The 17,429-nt window shown below is 40.8% G+C and carries 16 protein-coding genes and 1 tRNA gene; 8 read left to right on the top strand and 9 right to left on the bottom strand.

What is annotated here, in order from left to right; genetic code table 11:
- Positions 1 to 2: 2 nt before the first annotated feature.
- The 3 genes from LBH49_02050 to rpsR all read right to left on the bottom strand — a co-directional run bounded on the left by LBH49_02050 (position 3) and on the right by rpsR (position 2,697).
- Positions 3 to 1,409, bottom strand: a complete 1,407-nt coding sequence (locus LBH49_02050; protein MDR0351406.1) for a TolC family protein — start codon at positions 1,407 to 1,409, stop codon at positions 3 to 5.
- 99 nt (positions 1,410 to 1,508) lie between these two features.
- On the bottom strand, positions 1,509 to 2,495 hold the full coding sequence (locus LBH49_02045; GenBank protein ID MDR0351405.1) for a threonylcarbamoyl-AMP synthase: 987 nt from the start codon (positions 2,493 to 2,495) through the stop codon (positions 1,509 to 1,511).
- A gap of 4 nt (positions 2,496 to 2,499) precedes the next feature.
- Positions 2,500 to 2,697 carry a 30S ribosomal protein S18 gene (rpsR, locus tag LBH49_02040; GenBank protein MDR0351404.1) on the bottom strand — a complete coding sequence of 66 codons (198 nt, stop codon included), beginning with the start codon at positions 2,695 to 2,697 and terminating at the stop codon, positions 2,500 to 2,502.
- Positions 2,698 to 2,842: 145 nt separating this feature from the next.
- Between rpsR and LBH49_02035 the strand changes: the two genes are divergently transcribed.
- Both LBH49_02035 and LBH49_02030 read left to right on the top strand, forming a co-directional pair.
- A complete protein-coding gene (locus LBH49_02035) occupies positions 2,843 to 3,319 on the top strand; it encodes a hypothetical protein (protein ID MDR0351403.1) in 477 nt (158 codons plus the stop codon).
- 68 nt (positions 3,320 to 3,387) lie between these two features.
- Positions 3,388 to 4,572: a type III PLP-dependent enzyme gene (locus LBH49_02030; protein MDR0351402.1), complete on the top strand. Its 1,185-nt coding sequence runs from the start codon at positions 3,388 to 3,390 to the stop codon at positions 4,570 to 4,572.
- Here LBH49_02030 and LBH49_02025 read toward each other — a convergent pair.
- Positions 4,554 to 5,378 (bottom strand): glycosyltransferase family 2 protein, encoded by an 825-nt coding sequence (locus LBH49_02025; protein ID MDR0351401.1) that lies wholly within the window; start codon positions 5,376 to 5,378, stop codon positions 4,554 to 4,556. The two genes, LBH49_02030 and LBH49_02025, sit on opposite strands and share 19 nt — an antisense overlap.
- A gap of 162 nt (positions 5,379 to 5,540) precedes the next feature.
- Positions 5,541 to 5,617, bottom strand: a tRNA-Pro gene (locus LBH49_02020).
- 161 nt (positions 5,618 to 5,778) lie between these two features.
- Here LBH49_02020 and LBH49_02015 point away from each other — a divergent pair.
- A complete protein-coding gene (locus LBH49_02015) occupies positions 5,779 to 6,450 on the top strand; it encodes a MarC family protein (protein MDR0351400.1) in 672 nt (223 codons plus the stop codon).
- Positions 6,451 to 6,454: 4 nt separating this feature from the next.
- Here LBH49_02015 and LBH49_02010 read toward each other — a convergent pair whose 3' ends face one another.
- Both LBH49_02010 and dxr read right to left on the bottom strand, forming a co-directional pair.
- Positions 6,455 to 6,880, bottom strand: coding sequence for a bifunctional nuclease family protein (locus LBH49_02010; GenBank protein MDR0351399.1), 426 nt, complete (start codon positions 6,878 to 6,880; stop codon positions 6,455 to 6,457).
- 56 nt (positions 6,881 to 6,936) lie between these two features.
- The gene (gene dxr / locus LBH49_02005) at positions 6,937 to 8,076 is read right to left on the bottom strand and encodes a 1-deoxy-D-xylulose-5-phosphate reductoisomerase (GenBank protein MDR0351398.1); all 1,140 of its coding nucleotides are present in this window, start codon (positions 8,074 to 8,076) and stop codon (positions 6,937 to 6,939) included.
- A gap of 147 nt (positions 8,077 to 8,223) precedes the next feature.
- Between dxr and tig the strand changes: the two genes are divergently transcribed.
- A complete protein-coding gene (gene tig, locus LBH49_02000) occupies positions 8,224 to 9,702 on the top strand; it encodes a trigger factor (GenBank protein MDR0351397.1) in 1,479 nt (492 codons plus the stop codon).
- Positions 9,699 to 10,319 (top strand): ATP-dependent Clp protease proteolytic subunit, encoded by a 621-nt coding sequence (locus LBH49_01995; protein MDR0351396.1) that lies wholly within the window; start codon positions 9,699 to 9,701, stop codon positions 10,317 to 10,319. Before tig ends, LBH49_01995 begins: the two co-directional genes overlap by 4 nt.
- A 47-nt stretch (positions 10,320 to 10,366) precedes the next feature.
- Here the strand turns inward: LBH49_01995 and LBH49_01990 are convergent, their stop codons facing one another.
- Complete coding sequence (locus LBH49_01990; protein ID MDR0351395.1) at positions 10,367 to 11,179, bottom strand: hypothetical protein; 813 nt, start codon at positions 11,177 to 11,179, stop codon at positions 10,367 to 10,369.
- A 59-nt stretch (positions 11,180 to 11,238) separates the two neighbouring features.
- A complete protein-coding gene (locus tag LBH49_01985; protein MDR0351394.1) occupies positions 11,239 to 12,507 on the bottom strand; it encodes a hypothetical protein in 1,269 nt (422 codons plus the stop codon).
- Between the two features lie 152 nt (positions 12,508 to 12,659).
- Between LBH49_01985 and LBH49_01980 the strand changes: the two genes are divergently transcribed.
- The 3 genes from LBH49_01980 (at position 12,660) to dnaE (ending at position 17,426) form a co-directional block, all read left to right on the top strand.
- Complete coding sequence (locus LBH49_01980) at positions 12,660 to 13,346, top strand: hypothetical protein (GenBank protein ID MDR0351393.1); 687 nt, start codon at positions 12,660 to 12,662, stop codon at positions 13,344 to 13,346.
- 7 nt (positions 13,347 to 13,353) lie between these two features.
- The gene (locus LBH49_01975) at positions 13,354 to 13,842 is read left to right on the top strand and encodes a type II secretion system GspH family protein (protein MDR0351392.1); all 489 of its coding nucleotides are present in this window, start codon (positions 13,354 to 13,356) and stop codon (positions 13,840 to 13,842) included.
- A gap of 62 nt (positions 13,843 to 13,904) precedes the next feature.
- Positions 13,905 to 17,426 (top strand): DNA polymerase III subunit alpha, encoded by a 3,522-nt coding sequence (dnaE, locus tag LBH49_01970; protein ID MDR0351391.1) that lies wholly within the window; start codon positions 13,905 to 13,907, stop codon positions 17,424 to 17,426.
- Positions 17,427 to 17,429: the final 3 nt, after the last annotated feature.

Here is a 17,429-nt window from a genome sequence, read left to right as displayed (position 1 = left end):
TTTTATTTGTTTGTTATTGTATTACCTGTGGCATAGGCTAAAGCTGCTAAATTAATTGCCAGCCCATTTTTTGAGGTTATTAATTTTTGTCTGGCCGAGGCAAGGCTTTGCTGAGCAGTCATTAGGTCTGTGAATGAAGCCAGGCCATTGGTATAGGCGAGTTGCGCTGACTCAAAGGCTTCTTTTGCGGACAGTTCATATTCTTTAGCAGCTTTTAACTGACGACAGGCAGCTTTAAATTTATGATATTGGTCCCAGATGTTTGTGGCGGCATCGAGTTTTGTCGCCTGCAGTTCATGTTTTGCAGCCAGAGCTTTGGCTCGGCTTTCCAGGATATTATTTAGGTTTGTGAAGCCATCGAAAAGTTCCCATTGCAGGCCGATGTATGCGTTATATTTTTGATAATTGCTATCATAGTGCCTGACTTTATTTATGGATCCGGAGAAACCGGTGATCAGCTCTGGCAGGGTATTACGTTTGGCTGATTGACTGGCGTGGAGAGCTGCATCGACCTTGGCTTTGGCAGCTAGGATATCTGGATGAGATTCCATGGCTTTGGTGATTATGTCATCAATCTGATCGAGCAACATGTTGTCTATGTCATTGCTAGTGTTCGGATTAATGATATCTATTTCCGATGATACTTGGATGCCTAGTGTACGGGCCAGGTCTGCCCGGGCCGTTTCCACGTTGGCAGAAGAGTGCTCCAATTGAAATTGGGCTTGGCTGAGATTTGCCTTTGCTCTTAGTAGTTCGTGGACGCTGGCGAGACCAGTTTGATGTCTATGTTCGGCAGAGTTAAAAGAGGTCCTTGCATCATCGAGATTTAGTTGGTTTGCAGCCAGAGTTTCTTTGGCCGAATCCATGTAAAAGTAGGCTTTGTGGACCGCGAAAGCTAATGTTTGCAAGGCTCTATTATACTGAAAATTAGCGGCTAATAGTTCACATTTGGCAGCCTCGGCACGTTCTTTGTGAGCTCCAAATTTGAAGAGGGAGTAGGTGATTTCGATCTGTGGCGAAAACATGGTGGATTTATTAGTCATAAGCCGTTTAGCATTAGATGGATCTTGACCAGCAATATCCTCTGTTTCCAGTGCCATGGCCTTTAACGTTAGCCGAGGGAAGAAGGCCGATGAAGCTTTTGCCTTTTGCGTTTCGGCTATTTTGGCCTGTTGCCAGGCTATTTTTGTCCGAGGATTGTTCGAGAACGCTATATCGAGTAATGTGTTGAGATCCGCTGGCCAGGTTATTTCCACAAGATATTTTTGCTTTGTTACAGGTTCAGCTGGCAGATGATTGTATTTGGTTCTATCGTAGGTAAGTTCTTGATGATCAGTGTGATTACAGGCGCAACCAGATAAAAAAAATGCTATTAAGCATAACCTTACTGATCCACCTATGAGCCTCACGGGGTATATTTTCTTACATTATTTAAAAGTTTGCAAGATTTTTCATCAATGATTTATTGCATCTAAAATGTTGCGCCCGAAGGAAAGTTGATGGGCAGTTCATGGAAATTTTGCTGCGGCTCGGCTTAGTCTGTCATTTAGGGCTAATCCCAGGCCCATGGGCGGTGCCTTTTCGCAATAAATTGTATCGTAACCACATTGATCCAAATGTCTTAGCATCGAGAACATATTTCTTGATACTTCGACTAGATCTCCATTTTCGCTGAGCCAAAAGTCGCGTTCTGTCACATTGGTTGGTTTTTTCATGTATATAACGGCGGCGTTGGTGGCGCTGGCCATGGTTTGGCCCGTTTCGAATAACCGCAGTTTGGTATTTGGGCTATAATGGCGTTGGAATAGTCCCGGAGCCGATGGGTCTGTCGTGGTCATTTGCTTTGGGTTAATTACTTCCAGTCCAGTGGCTTCTTGCAACATTTCTGGTGTTATAGCCCCAGGGCGCAGGACTTTTATTTGTTTTTTTGAGACATCTATTATGGTCGATTCCAGGCCTATTTCGCAGGGGCCTCCGTCGAGGATATACTTTATTTTACCCCGAAGTGAATTCATCACATGCTCTGCAGTGGTTGGACTTACATAACCAAACTGGTTTGCGCTCGGTGCTGCCAGAGGTACTCTGGTTCGAAGCAAAACCTCTCGAAAAACTCTATGTGCTGGAATTCGAATTGCCAGGGTATTTTTTGCAGCAGTTATCCTGAGATTAATCGAATTGGCCTTTGGCAATACAAATGTGAGAGGGCCTGGGCAAAAAGCTTCAACCAATTGGTCGATCAAATTTACGGTGTCTTCTTTAGGCTTGGTGAGTTTCAGCAAATCATTGAAGCCCAGCACATGAACTATCAGTGGATCAGAAAATGGCCTGTTTTTTATACTAAACACTTCATTGATAGCCGTTTCGTCGGTGATTATGGCGGCCAGTCCATAGACAGTCTCCGTGGGCAATGCAACCACACCTCCGGCTAATAATTCCTTGCTCACCATGGCAAGTGTAGCGTCAGTTGTCTCAAGAATTTTACTATCAAAAGCCACTTATCTACTTCATAAGCAACATGTTACGCGCTCTTTTTATCATGCGAGTTATATGCCTTTGATGGCGGGCAGACAAACCGGTATATTTGCGCGGCAAAATCCTACCAGTGCTAGTGACGTATTTAGCCAACTGCTCCACATCTTTCCAGTCTAAATCCATAGGCGACTTTGACTTGCTGACTTTAACACCTTCATTTTCCATAAAAAACACACAAAAAGGAAAATTTCTTGGTGGAAAATCAAGAAAAAAATGAAAAATAAAAAATTTTTTACAAAATAGATAAATTTTTATTGAATTTTTACTAAAAACATGTTGTGCTCATAAGGTCACTGCAAATAGTAAAATTATGAACACAACGACATCTATGAATATACTTGTGATATCGTTCAATGAATTCTATCCCAAGAATTCTGATGAACATAATAATCATAACTTAGTCAAGCTCAAAGAGTTAGCGAACTTTAGGGAGTTTGAAAAAATCCTTATAATCGTGGATAAAAACGTGAAAACTTTGCCGGAAATTGTGCTGAAAATTTTTTGCGAAGATCTTCGTTTTGATAAAAATATGGTGCGACTCATGGAGTCAGTTGATGACATTGAATATGAAATTTTATCAGATAATATGGACAATTTTTATGTGTTTATGCCGATCAATGCGATGAATGAGGGCAGCCCATTGCATTGTATTTTTGAAAGAATGCAGCCGGATAAAAGATTTTGTTTATGTCTCATCGGCATACCAGATATGATTGATTCGAAGTTTGGTACCATGGTGGAATTCCCTCCAATAAGCAATACTTGGTCGGTGTTTGAGGGGCTATGACAATAAATTTTGCCTTGGTTATTATTTTTTTGTTGATATAATTATATAAATCCGTTTGTAGCGGCCTAATGACCATAATGAATGCAAGGCTTGACCCACTGGAGTACTATACCGAGAAAGATTGGTCTGCTATGATGGCAGAGGCCAAAAAATATGAGTCGCCATTTTTGCTTGTTAATCTTGGTATAATTCGTCAAAGGTATCAGCAGTTGAAGGAATTGTTTCCCTATGCTGTTGTCCATTATGCTGTTAAGGCAAATCCAAGTCGACCTGTTTTGGAATTATTACGAGATTTGGGGTCAAATTTTGATGTGGCTTCGGTGAATGAGCTCGACGGTTTGTTAGCCATTGGTGTTCCGCCAGATAGAATAAGCTATGGAAATACCATTAAAAAGAAGGCTCATGTGGAGTATGCCTATGCCAAGGGGATACGCCTTTTTGCTTCGGATAGCGAAGCGGACATAAGAAATCTTGCAGCAGTGGCGCCGGGTTCAGATATTTTTTTGAGAATTCTTGCCGAGCACAGTTCCACCGCTGATTGGCCGTTATCGAAGAAATTTGGTTGCCATCCGGACATGGCCATAGATTTGCTTATGCTTGCTAACAAATTGGGATTGAAGGCGAAAGGTGTTTCGTTCCATGTGGGATCTCAGCAAAGAGAGATTGGGGCCTGGGATTCGTCCATAAGTCGAGTTAGGTATATATTTGATTATCTTGAGACCGAAAAAATTCCGCTTTCGTTGATAAACATGGGGGGCGGATTTCCGGCTTCCTATATCTCTCGGACTCCGGAGATGTCGACCTATGCAAGTGAGGTAAATCGTTATCTGACAGAGGATTTTGGTGAAAATTTGCCTCATATAATATTGGAACCAGGACGTTCATTGGTGGCCGATGCTGGCATTTTGGTCACTGAAGTTGTGCTTATTTCAAAAAAATCTTCCTTTGGTGTCGACACTTGGTTATATACCGATGCTGGAAAATTTAATGGCTTGATGGAGACGATGGAAGAGAGTATTAAGTACCCGTTGTTTTGCGAGAGTGCCGGTCGTTTGGTAGAGGATTTTATAATTGCAGGGCCTACTTGTGATAGTCAAGATATTATGTATGAGACATTTAGGAATCCATTGCCGAGGCACATAGACATTGGCGACCGGATTTATTGGTTGACTGCCGGTGCCTATACATCCAGTTATGCATCGGTGGGGTTCAATGGTTTTCCGCCAGTGGCATCTCATTTCATGGAATCCTGATTCGGATCTTGCTGATCATCAGAATGTTGGTTGATGAGGCGCTGTTTAATTTTTGCGTTTTGATATTCTGTCAGATGGATGTACTTATATAGTGTGAAAAATCCTTGGGCCATGGCTATATATATACCTTGGATGCCATCTAAGAAGCCGAGTTTTATTATGTAGCAGCGAAAAAATTTCCAAACCGAGCGGAATGCAGCAGTTAGAAGGTTGACTGGTTTGTCCTTGTTATCTTCTATGAATAAATCTGTATATTTTATCATCACTTCCACATGCTCTTTAACTGAATCATATGTGTAATGTAGCAAGTTGCCGTTTAGTGACTTAACATTGCCGGATACCTTTAGATATTCATGGACAAGGCCGCCGCTCCAATAGCCGCAATCTCTGCGGAAAAGTCGTTGACAGTGATCGGGATACCAATCTCCATGGTGGATCCATTTTCCTAGAAAAAATACCAATCTCTTGAAAAAAGCTCCATTGTAGCGCCTATCGTTGTTCACCACAAACATTAATATGGATGACCTAAGTTCATCTGACACAACTTCATCGGCATCAATGGATAGAATCCATTCCTTGGTGGCGAGTTGTTTAGCGAAATTTTTTTGATCGCGAAAGTTTTGCCAAGGATGCTCCACCACGGTGGCCCCGTAGCTTTCCGCAATTTCAACGGTGCGGTCGGTGCAATCGTTTACGACAACGATAATTTCCTCAACCCAGGTATAAACGCTTTTCAGGCAACGAGCTATGTTTTTTTCTTCGTTGCTAGCTATTAACACAATGCTGATCGGAAGTTTGTTATTCATTGCATGGAAAACATGGTGGCGTTTAATTTATATAAGCAATGGCGGATTATTCACTAAATCTATGCAAAGCAAGATTAGGTTGATCATGGATCGAAAAGTATTTTGCTGATTATAATCCACTGTATTTGTTAATAAATTAAATAATAAACTGAAATCATCCTTTGGTCGGGGCGACCGGGTTCGAACCGATGACATCATGTACCCAAAACATGCGCTCTGCCAGACTGAGCTACGCCCCGAGACTATGAATGACGCAAATAATTATATGTATTTTGCAATAAATAAATTTTGTATCGATGTAATTGCGATTAAAATTTATGATGTGGAATGGCTTGGAGTGCGCATAATAATTTACTTGACTTGTTCCATAGGTGTCATAATTTGGCATATATATTGAAAAATGGAGTTTTTTATTGAGTTGTTTAAGAAAATTTTCGTAGCCAGTGGGCCGTTAGCAGCCATCGTGTTGTATATTAATATGACTCCACATTATACGGAGAAAGAAAAAATGATGACGGCACGGATTGGATGTCTTGTGGGTTGGATTGTGCTAATGTTTTTTTCCATTACTGGTGAATGGGTTTTTAAAGCATTGGGCATAGGCGTCAATTCGTTCAGCATTGCCAGTGGGTTGCTATTTATTGTGGTCGGTTTCGGTATGTTACGGGGGCAAGATCCGACGGAAAAAGTTGCCGAAGGAGTGAAAGATAAGGCATTGAGAGGCAAGCCTGACATAGCGATAGCGCCGCTGGGAGTTCCCATTATAGCCGGTCCTTTGGTGGTTGCCATTTCCGTTGAGGAGCGAACCCGAGCCACTGGTATTATGCAAATAATTGGATGTGTGTTGGCTGTAACCTGCGTCATGTTATGCATCTATGGGTTTTTCAAAATTGCCACCATCGGTGCTCGGTGGTTAAATCCAACCATATTAAAATTGGGTTATAAATTGTCTTCTTTATTCATGGTAGCTTTAGGTGTGCAGTTGCTTATAAATGGTGTCAGCGGTGCTAAGGCCGATAAGCTCCAAAGCCGAGCTGTTCAGATAGAGCAGGTTGCTGCTCTTATTGATTAGCGTTTTATATTTTCTGCAGCAGAGTATTGCTTTTTGGTTTTCCAACTAGATTGAAAAGTTCTTCTGCCACAAGTAGTGGTGCATCGTTGATAATGGATAGAGTAATGGCGTCGCTGGGTCTACAATCTAACTCTATGTATTTACCTTCGTTAGAGATGTTGCTCATTAATATTTTCGCGAAGAAAACTGAATCCTTTGTGGAATGGATTATAACCGATGAGATTTGATAGCCGAGCGTGGCAGTGATATTGCTAAGTAATGTATGGGTAGACGGTCGGGTTAGCTTTTCTTTACTTATGGCATCGATGATTGCTTTGCCAGAAGCTGGTGATATGTGTATGTCAAAGACCGTTTCGTCATTGCCAATGAGTAAAGTTGTCACACTCATCGAGGGGATAACCGCTAACAATCCGACTTTCACCGCGTCCATTTGTGAATTATATTGGGATGGTTTTTTAAAGCAAGAAAATGTCACAAAATATCCAATTACTCAAAAGCTCTGGCAATTTTTTTTACTTCGGCATCCAGGGCGAATATTTCATCAACTGATTCTGGCTCAAAGTTTTCTGTTTCATGCATCCGTTGCTCAATGATGGTTGGGATTTGGGTAAATTTTATTTTGCCATCTAGGAATAAATCAACAGCCACGTCGTTGGCCGCATTGAAGACAGTGGGCATTATGCCGCCGGCTTCCAAACTAGCTTTGGCCAAAGCCAGACATGGAAATTTTCCCTCATCTGGTGGCTGGAAAGTGAAATTTATTGGTTCTAAAAATGAAACAGTTTTCTGGTCACTGTACTGTCTATAAGGGAAAAAAAGGCAATTTTTTATTGGAAATCTCATGGATTTTTCGCTAATTTGGGCAAGAATTGACCCATCTATGAATTCTACCAGTGAATGTACTAAGCTCTGGCGATGAATGGTAACTTTTATTTGCTGGGGCGCCAGATCAAACAGCCATCGAGCTTCGATTACCTCTAGTCCTTTGTTCGCAAGGCTTGCTGAATCTATGGTTATTTTTTTTCCCATGGACCAGGTTGGGTGTTTAAGTGCTTGGGCTGGAGTTACATGCTCCAAGGAGTCCATGTCATAATCCAGAAATGGCCCACCGGAGGCCGTTAGCCATATTTGTCTCACAGACTTCCTATCTTCGCCTTTGAGGCACTGAAAAATTGCATTATGTTCACTATCAAGAGGAAAAAGTTCCACTTTGTTTTTTTTAGCCAATGGGCATAGGAATTTTCCACTGGTTACTAGAATTTCTTTGCTAGCTATTATTATCTTCTTTTTCAATGAGATAGCATTCATCGTTGCCGCAATGCCAGCTATGCCGCTGGTTGCCATCAAAAGAATGTCAAAATCGGTGGCCAAAACCGCCTCGGCCATGGCCTGTTCGCCGCGAAAAATTCTGCAACCAGGACAAAATTTTGCTGTATCTATACGAGTTTTGCTGTTCACTGCTGCAGTTTTTACAGAAAATTCCCGAGATATTTCGGCAAGTTTGTCCACATTGACCCTGGCTGCGATGCCGACCAAATCGAAATACTGTCTGTGTTCTCTAAGCTCTTCCAAGACATTGCTTCCGATGGACCCGGTCGCGCCAAAAAGCATTATTTTTTCTTTCATTTTTTTCATTTCTTTTTAGGGTTATAATGAAAAATAGTAAAAATTTTCCATTTTTTCCGGAATAATACAAATTTATTTTTTTATAATATTGACTGCAATTCTGCGTTGTTTAGACCTCAATCAAGTAATAATTTAATATTTTGATCAGTGAAAAGTGAAATAAAGGATGTGAGCAATGTGCGCAAGGTTTTTACTGTGACAGTGAGTAAAGATGAGGCGCAAAATGAGGAAAGTTTGCTCGTTAAGACAATTTCAAGGGACGTAAAAATGCCTGGGTTTAGAAAGGGGCACGTTCCAGAAGCGATTGTCCGCGTTAAGTTTGCCAAAGATGTGAAGGCTAAACTAGATGAGCAGCTCTATTCTCGGGCGATGGAGACCATGACCAAAGAACATGGAACCAGAATTTTTTCGGTGGTAAAAGCCGATTTCAATGACAAGGAGAGCGGTGAAAAGGAGCTCATCGTGACCATAGATACCAAACCAGATTTTGAATTGATAGATTATAGGCATATTGACTTGGCCCCAATAAATGCGGAAATTACTGATGGTGAGGTGGATAGCGCATTAGAGCAATTGAGGAATTACAATGCTGACTATGTTACCGTTGATCGCAATGCCAAAAAGGGGGATTTTGTGCGGCTATCCTATCAAGGCACTCTGGCCGATGGTTCTGAAATTGCTAAGCTGGATGCATCATTGCCTATTTGGGGTGAACAGAAAAATACCTGGGAAGAAGCTGGTGCAGAAGATAGTCCTGGTGTTAAGGCAGTTATAGATGGAATCGTGGGCATGAAAGCCGAAGAGGATAGGGAGATTGAAACCACATTCCCGGAGGATTTTTATATAAAGCCTCTGGCTGGTAAAAGTGCCAAATACATGGTTCATGTTTTTGAAGTGCGGGAAAAAGTTCTGCCAGGGTTTGATGATAAACTGCTTGCAAAACTCAATGCCAATACACTGGATGAGTTACGTGTTCAGATTCGAGAGGATTTAAAAAAACGTAAACATCAGGTAGGGCGGCTAGAGCAGCGGGAGCAATTGGTTAGAAAGTTAATTGCCAGTGTGGATTTTGATGTGCCCGAAAGTGCTGTGGAACACGAGCGGGCTCAGGTGCTGCGGACGTTTTTCGAGCAACAGATTCGGGAGGGGGTACATCCAAATGAACTGGAAAAGCATAAAGATGAACTATATGGTGACAGCTCGACCCTGGCCCATGATAGAGCAAAAATTAGTTTTATTCTGGAGCGCATCGCCATTGAGGAAAAGATCACGGTATCTTCCGACGAAGTCAGTCGTATGATCATCCAAGAGGCTTCGGTGCTGCGAACAACGCCGGATAAATTAATCGATGAAATTAAGAATGATAGGGCCAGAGTTCAGGATATCCAGCGCCGGGCATTGTTTAGTAAAACGTTGGATTTCTTAGTGAATGAGAACACAAATGATCATCCAAGCTTGGACGAGGATCGTTCAAAAAAATCTCAATCTGAACTTCCAGAAAATGTGGCTGAATTAAAGCCAAAGCGTGGAAAAAAATCTGCAGCAACCAAAGGTAATAGGCCTAGCAAGACCAAAGAATTTGAGGAAGAAAGTACTTCATTCAAAGAAAAAACTGAATTACAATGAAAATAGTTAACGAACATTATCTTCCATTACCCTATGTCTATGAACGGGATGGTAGACAGGAACGTTCCTGGGATATATATAGTCGTCTGTTAAAGGACCGAATAATTTTTCTTGGCACTTCCATAGACGATTTCGTTGCCAATGCCATCGTTGCGCAATTTTTATTCTTGCAGATGGAAGATCCGAAAAAAGATGTCCATCTCTATATTAATTCTCCGGGGGGTAGTATCACCGCAGGCATGGCCATATATGATACGATGAGATTCATGAATTGCGATGTGGTTACCTACTGCGTCGGGCAGGCAGCCAGCATGGCCACGGTGTTGCTTGCTGCTGGTAGCAAGGGGAAACGTTACGCACTGCCTAACAGTAGGGTTATGATACATCAGCCCTCGGGTGGTGCCGGTGGTCAAACCTCGGATATTTCGATTGCCGCCAAAGAATTACTTCGTTGGAAAAAAACTCTAAATATGGTATTGTCCGAGTGCACTAACCAACCGTTGGAGAAAATCGAAAAGGATTCCGATCGAAACTATTTCATGATATCTTCAGAGGCAAAGGACTATGGCATTGTCGATGAAGTGATAAAAAGCAAACCAAAAAATGAAGAGGCCTAGATGGGCCTCTCTATTATTATAGTCATAAGTCTTTAAATTACTGTACATTACAGGAAAATACAGGAAGATCCTCTATCTTTCGAAGAGGAGTCATCTGTTTCTTGGCTTTTAGGTAATTCAACTAAGTAATGGTTATATGAATCGTCATCACTTACGTTTATATGTGACTCACCATTAAGTTTTTCAATGGTGTCATTTATTTTTTTATTTACATATTGCTCCAAATACTCCATCTTGCATCCAATTTGCTTTAGTTTATTGAAAGCATTTTTAAAGTCTTCCAAATCTTCTGCATTAAATTCATTTTCTATAGTACAGGCAAACCAGAGAGCTTTTTTCATATTTTTGCACAAATGTTTACATATAATTTTACAGGCAGATTTTACCTTCTTGCAACCAAATAAAATGCATAGTCCTTTATTTAAATTTTCTCGTATTTCTTCTGGATAATCACTACTTACGCTGCCATTACTCAAATCAGGTAGATATATGATGTTTTCTATTTTATCAGAGATTTCATAGTCGAAAAATTTTGCTACGCCGTACATAAATTGTTCTAGGTGTTTAAAAAATTCGAGACCTCTTACATATAATCCATTATAGGTAAATCCTTTAGATTCAAAGGTCGGTTGGTTGTTTTCTAAACAGTTTGAGGCGTATTTGCCAAACTCGCTACCAAAAATACCAATTTCGTTAGCGGGACATCGATTAACATCACCGGGCCAGATATTTACCACATATTCTATGTAGCATACGCTTCTTTGCTGAATTACCCAATCTTTGAATTGATCACCGTTGATGAAGCTGATCGCTCCCAAGAACATAATGGTCGACATAAACTTTTTAACTAGATCATACATAGCAGATATATTTTATATGGTTGTCAAAATTCGTTAATATTTTTAAATTTTTTGTAAAATTACAAGAGATTGCAGTTGAAGCACGTATTATTTTCTTCTTCTTCTTCTTCTCCTCCTTCTTCTTCTTTTTCTTCTTCTTCTTCTTCTTCTTTTTCTTCAATGGGGTCAGATTTATTCAAATTTTTGATTTTATTTGATTGCTTAAACGAGCTATTTAGGTCTGACATACTTTTAGACCTTCGGATAGATTCTGATGGAGTAATTTTTTCTATAGGTTTTTCATTACTGTTATCTTCAGGCTGGATGGGTAAATCTCTATTTTTACAAATTTCATTTTTATATTCTTCGTATTTTTCGATTTCAATTTTCTTTTCGGTGAGCTTTTTTGCTAAATAATTATATCCTTTTATGCCAAAATCTTCTATCGCGTTATCAATTTCTGAATAACATTGGCCATCATTTTCATTTAAAATATCATTTACATTTTTATAACAAAATTCATTAACTTTATTATATGATTCTATGTAAGTTCCAACAGTTTGACCTGCTTTATCAATTGTTTGCTCCAAATTATATACATCGAATCCAAGAAATTTTAGCAGAAAACAGGTAAAGCTAATCATATACATAACGGAAGCACATTGATCTTGTGATTTACTGGGAGTATATAAATCGTAACTTTGGTTGTAACATAACCAATCATCAGAACGATTTCCGTCTGGATGAAACCGAGGCCCAAGATAAGATTTCTCGCTATATTCTTTGAAAATTGTTTCTATTGGTAATTGAAAAAATTTCATACCAGCGTTGTACAGTGGCTCATATATGGTTTTTTGCACATTTTGAGCTACTTCGTTCAGATCTCTTGCTTCAAATATCATTAACAAGATATGTATCAGGCATTCGTATAGATCGGCATGCTGAGAGTCTTGAGTAAAAAATTCGTTACTGGTCATCAGGTTAACATTTAACATATAAGGAAGCAATGGCTCAAGGATTGACTCACCAGTCTCGATTTCTTTATGACAAATTTCTTTATAATCTTTTCCATCTCCCTTATAGTATATGACGGCGTCAGTTAGTATTTTAATTGCATAAAGGAAAATAAATTTAGTGCGATCTTTAACAATTTTATATAGATCTTTTGGGTTGTCACTGGCCAAGAGCAAATTGATTTTGTCCTCGTCCATAAAAGCATCTTCAAATTCAGTTTTTTTAGTTTCAATCAAATTCTTGATAAATGGATCATCGATGCTGATCGCACTTATCAAGTTAGGAACCAATAAAATAGTAAACAACGTCATAAGTCTTTTCATTTTATAGCACATAGTGATGCAAACCTAATATTTTCGCCAAAGCATGTCAATGTTTTACATGAAATTTACAAATAACATTTATGTCACAATCTTATCTATTAACTTGTTATAGCACAATATGTCCTGGCTTGTCCGGTTCATAATATGGTTGCCAAGCTATGGTTATGGAAAATAATGACCAAGGTTTTATGATTTGGCAGCGAGATAGATCGGCTTCATTTACTCTGATCGAAATAATTTCTGCCTTGGGGATTCTAATTTTAGTAATAGGCTTCGGAATCAAGCTGTTGCAACCAGACAACGGAGTAAAATCTTTGGTCATAGCCGAGCAAATTTTTTTCAATACAATGAACTATGCCAAATTGCATGCGCTGTATCATCATTCAAAAATTCGGATCATGGTAGATGTGTCAGCTGATTCGGAGTATTCCCATCGAAGAATTCTAGTCGTCATGCCAAAGACCGGTGGCAATGGAGAGCCGATTATGGAAAAGCAAAGGGAAATCTTGCTTCCAAAGTCAGTGTTTTTTATACCAAAGGATTCGATTGGGGATGTTATGGCCGGTGTGCCAAGTGATAAGTATTTTTGGGACAGCTATTTATTTAAAGAAGGTAATAAGAACCTAGCCATGGCATTTCGGGATATCGATGCCATTGGCAGGCCCACGGAATCTGCTTCGATAAAGCCCATTGTCTATGCCGTTGGACTGGGTAGTTGCAATGTAAATGCTTCTAATCAGTTCCATGTGAAGTTTTTAAAAAATACACCGATTCAAGGTGGTGTGTTTCTGCCCAACGGAACCATCATTACATTGGACTCGGCGGATAAAATTATCAAACTGCTTGAATAAAATATATATGTATGGCAACAAACGAGCTGGGTTTTCTTTACTAGAGGTATTGTTGGCCATGGGATTGGTAGGCGTAGCCATGCCGGGTCTCATAACTTTGTGGATTAGCCAAATCACGGCTTTGGACACAGGAGTAAATATGATGAAATTGCTGAATGCCGAGAAAAACTTTTTGGCCATCACTTCCGGCGATGTATTTGACTTGGCTGAATCTGGTGATATGTTTATGGTGAGAGTTTTAGAAGTTGTGGGTGGCGAGAATATCTATAAAACTATTCTTGGCGCAGACATGGCTCATTTGCCCTTGGCCCAGGATGGCGAAATCTTTGTAATTACCTTTGCAAAGGATATAAAAAATTCGCTGGATGGTGCCTGTACACTATATCATTGTACCGTGAAATTGGCCATGGCCACATCGGCAAATTTTCTGAAAATCAGGGCCAATGCGCCGAAACATGTTTTTTCTAATTTTAACTACAAAAGGGTCGAAATGTAAAACCAATGAATTTTCATTCTCGTTGACTTAATGATGGATGTTTAAGAAAATAAAATATAGCAATGAAGAACAATTTCGTACATCTCCATGTGCACACAGACTACAGCCTGCTGGATGGCTCCTGTCGTTGCGATAGGTTGTGTGCCAAGATCAGCAAAATTGGGATGCCTGCCGTGGCAATGACTGATCATGGCAACGTCTTTGGTGTGCCGGATTTTTTAGAAAAATGCAAACAATTTAACATTAAGCCATTGATTGGTTGCGAGCTATATACGCTATATGCCGATGACTTTAGGACCAAAGAAAAATTTCCACTGTATCATATGGGACTCATTGCTAGAAATGAGAATGGGTTTAAAAATTTATCGAAACTGGTATCGATATCGCAGCTGAAAGGGTTTTATTATAAGCCCAGGATCAATTGGCAGACCATCGCCGAATATTCGGCCGACCTAATCTGCCTAACCGGTTGCTATCAAGGGTATCTGGCTTCAATGATCCTAAAGGATGATCTGCCAGCGGCCAAAGCCGGATTGACCCAACTGATGGACATCTTCGGCAAAGAACGCCTATTCATCGAAGTGCAAAACCACGGAACCCAGGAACAGGAATATTATTCAAAAAAATTGTTTGAACTTGGGGATGAATTCGGCCTAAAGGTCGTGGCGACAAATGACTCGCATTACGTGGATCAGCAAGATTGGGAAGCCCATGATGCGTTGCTGTGTATCCAGACCGGAGCCAAGCTGTCCGATGAAAAGCGAATGCGGATGCAAACCCGGCAGCTATACATCAAGTCGCGAGAAGAGATGGAATTAGTGTTTGGTGAGCGGCCAGATTGTCTGGATAATACGCTGTTGGTCATGGATATGTGTGATTTTTCTCTAAGGTATGGCGAGAATCATTATCCGGTGTTCCATCGGCCGATTGAGCTGAACTTTGAAAGCAATGCTAGTTATCTCAAGTCATTATGTTGTAATGGCCTCAGAGAAAGATACCAGATGGATTACCAGGATCCGAATAGCATCGATGGAACCAACGAAGATGATATTCGGCGAAGGGAAATCATCCTGCGGCTAAACTATGAACTGAGTGTTTTAGAGAAGACTGGCTTCGTAGATTATTTCCTGATTGTTTGGGATTTTGTAAATTGGAGCCGAAGGAATCACATATCGGTGGGACCTGGTCGTGGTTCTGGGGCCGGCTGTGTGCTGGCCTATCTGCTAAAAATAACCGATGTGGATCCAATGAAATTTGGTTTGCTATTTGAACGTTTTCTCAATCCTGAGCGTATTTCTCCGCCAGATTTTGACATAGATTTTTGTATGCGTCGGCGCGGCGAAGTGATTGACTATGTGCGAAGAAAATATGGTGAGGGCCACGTGGCAAATATAATAACCTTTGGTACCTTTGGCACAAAAATGGTGATTCGCGATCTGTGCCGCGTTCATGATATCCCTTATGCTGAAGCAGATAGGCTTGCCAAGATGGTGCCAGATGAACTTCATATGACCATAGATTTGGCCCTGGAAAAATCCAAAGAGCTTGCTTTGGAAGTGAAAAATCGGCCAAATATTGCAAAAATTTTAGATGAGGGCCGGATCATCGAAGGTACTGTGCGGAATATAGGCACCCATGCTGCCGGTGTCATAATTACAGAACAGCCTGTGGCGGAAATGATCCCGGTGACATTGCAGGATGGTATTCTCACCACCCAATTTTCAAAAGATCCAGTTGAAGCTTTGGGGTTGTTAAAAATGGATTTTCTTGGTCTGAAAACGCTCACAGTGATAGATGATGCACAGAATTGGATCAGGCGGCGCGATGGCCTGGAAAATTTTCGCATAGAAGACATTCCATTGGATGATAAAAAAACCTACGATTTACTGAATAGTGGCGAAACCATAGGGGTTTTTCAACTCGGCGAGTCTGTGGGCATGAGGGCGCTCTGCAAGCGATTCAATATGTGGTGTATAGAAGATGTCAGTGCCATCAGTGCGCTCTATCGGCCCGGTCCCAGTGACTGGATTAATGATTATGTTGCAGGAAAAAATGATCCATCAAAAATAAAATATCCTCATCCTCTGCTGAAAGACATTTGTCGAGAGACCTATGGCATAATGGTTTATCAGGAGCAGGTCATGGAGGCCGCCAAGGTCATCGCTGGCTATAGTCTTGCCGGTGCGGACATTTTACGCAGAGCCATGGGTAAGAAGAAGATAGATGTGATGAATGCCCAGAAAGCTAATTTCATAGCCGGGGCAAAAAAACACAATCATATAAGCCAGGAAAAGGCCGAAGAAATATTTTCTATACTGGAAAAATTCGCTGGCTATGGCTTTAATAAATCGCATTCAATTGCTTACGGGATAATATCTTATCAAACAGGATATCTGAAGGCTAACTATCCGTTAGAGTACATGGCGGCCATGTTATCTTCGGAACTTGGCAATGCAGACAAGGTGGCCTATTACATCGGTGAATGTGCCAGAATGAAGATTCCAGTCCTTGGTCCGGATATAAATAGTTCATTGGGTAGCTTTACGCCTCAATGGCAGGATGGATGCATTAGATTTGGTTTGGGTGCCATAAAAGGCGTGGGTGATGCTGCGGCGGAAAATATAATCGCCGAGCGGCAGAAACACGCTGACTTCGTGGATTTTGTGGATTTTGTGCATCGAGTCGATCTGCGCCTGATCAATAGGCGCGTACTGGAATGTCTTCTGTTGAGCGGAGCCTTTGATTCTTTCGGTGTCGATAGAAAACATCTGATGGAATCAGCCGAAAGTGTTATTACCGAAGCTCTTTTGTTGCAAAAGGATCGGGCCATTGGTCAAATAAATTTATTTGACATGTTCGATGAGTCTGTGGATGGTACAGTATCTATCAATACTTCTGGTCCGTTAATGCCTCGTTCGGAGAAGCTTAGACACGAAAAGGCATTGCTTGGATTTTATGTGAGTGGCCATCCTTTGGACGAGTTTAGCCATTGGATTCCTAGGATAGATTATCCGGCCGGTGATGTGGAGGCGATGGAAGATGGAGCGGTGTTCCGGATCTGCGGCGTGGTAAATTCCATCGAAAAAAGAATTACAAAGAAGGATAATCGCCTCTGGGCCACTTTTTCTTTGGAGACGATGACCAAGCAGTTTTCTTTTAATTGTTTTCCCGATGCCTATGAAACCGTTGGTGCCAGCTTGATGGAATCTCGGGTGATGGTGGTTACCGGAACGATCCGGAAAAATAACGATGAAATCAGATACAATGTTTCTTCTGTAGATGCAATGCAGGATTCGCTGCGAAAAATTGTGAAAAAAATTGTGTTTAGAATCGATTGTGCCGAAAAATGTATAAAAAATGCATTGATGGAAATAAATTCCTATTTGCAGAATAATCCTGGTTCGATCGAAGTGATTTTGAGCTTTAGATTTAAAAACGGTCAAACTTTTCCGGTAAAATTACCACTGTCGTTGAGCTGTTGCGCCTCAATGGCTGACCTTAGTCGCCTGATGAAAGATCCCATGGATGTGGATATGGTCACAGTGGTGCCGGTAATTTCAAGAAAAGCTGTACAAATTTTCTAACTT

It is taken from the genome of Puniceicoccales bacterium, assembly GCA_031255005.1.
Taxonomy (GTDB): domain Bacteria; phylum Verrucomicrobiota; class Verrucomicrobiia; order Opitutales; family LL51; genus JAIRTH01.
The sequence above is the reverse complement of the archived record's forward strand: the minus strand, read 5'-3'. Positions and strand labels throughout refer to the sequence as shown.

Bases quoted from the DNA above. Each gene is read 5' to 3' on its own strand.
- rpsR (MDR0351404.1), bottom strand. From the start codon at position 2,697: ATGGAAAATGAAGGTGTTAAAGTCAGCAAGTCAAAGTCGCCTATGGAT.
- LBH49_02035 (MDR0351403.1), top strand. From the start codon at position 2,843: ATGAACACAACGACATCTATGAATATACTTGTGATATCGTTCAATGAA.
- LBH49_02030 (MDR0351402.1), top strand. From the start codon at position 3,388: ATGACCATAATGAATGCAAGGCTTGACCCACTGGAGTACTATACCGAG.
- LBH49_02025 (MDR0351401.1), bottom strand. From the start codon at position 5,378: ATGAATAACAAACTTCCGATCAGCATTGTGTTAATAGCTAGCAACGAA.
- LBH49_02015 (MDR0351400.1), top strand. From the start codon at position 5,779: ATGGAGTTTTTTATTGAGTTGTTTAAGAAAATTTTCGTAGCCAGTGGG.
- LBH49_02010 (MDR0351399.1), bottom strand. From the start codon at position 6,880: ATGGACGCGGTGAAAGTCGGATTGTTAGCGGTTATCCCCTCGATGAGT.
- dxr (MDR0351398.1), bottom strand. From the start codon at position 8,076: ATGAAAGAAAAAATAATGCTTTTTGGCGCGACCGGGTCCATCGGAAGC.
- LBH49_01995 (MDR0351396.1), top strand. From the start codon at position 9,699: ATGAAAATAGTTAACGAACATTATCTTCCATTACCCTATGTCTATGAA.
- LBH49_01990 (MDR0351395.1), bottom strand. From the start codon at position 11,179: ATGTATGATCTAGTTAAAAAGTTTATGTCGACCATTATGTTCTTGGGA.
- LBH49_01985 (MDR0351394.1), bottom strand. From the start codon at position 12,507: ATGTGCTATAAAATGAAAAGACTTATGACGTTGTTTACTATTTTATTG.
- LBH49_01980 (MDR0351393.1), top strand. From the start codon at position 12,660: ATGGAAAATAATGACCAAGGTTTTATGATTTGGCAGCGAGATAGATCG.
- LBH49_01975 (MDR0351392.1), top strand. From the start codon at position 13,354: ATGTATGGCAACAAACGAGCTGGGTTTTCTTTACTAGAGGTATTGTTG.
- dnaE (MDR0351391.1), top strand. From the start codon at position 13,905: ATGAAGAACAATTTCGTACATCTCCATGTGCACACAGACTACAGCCTG.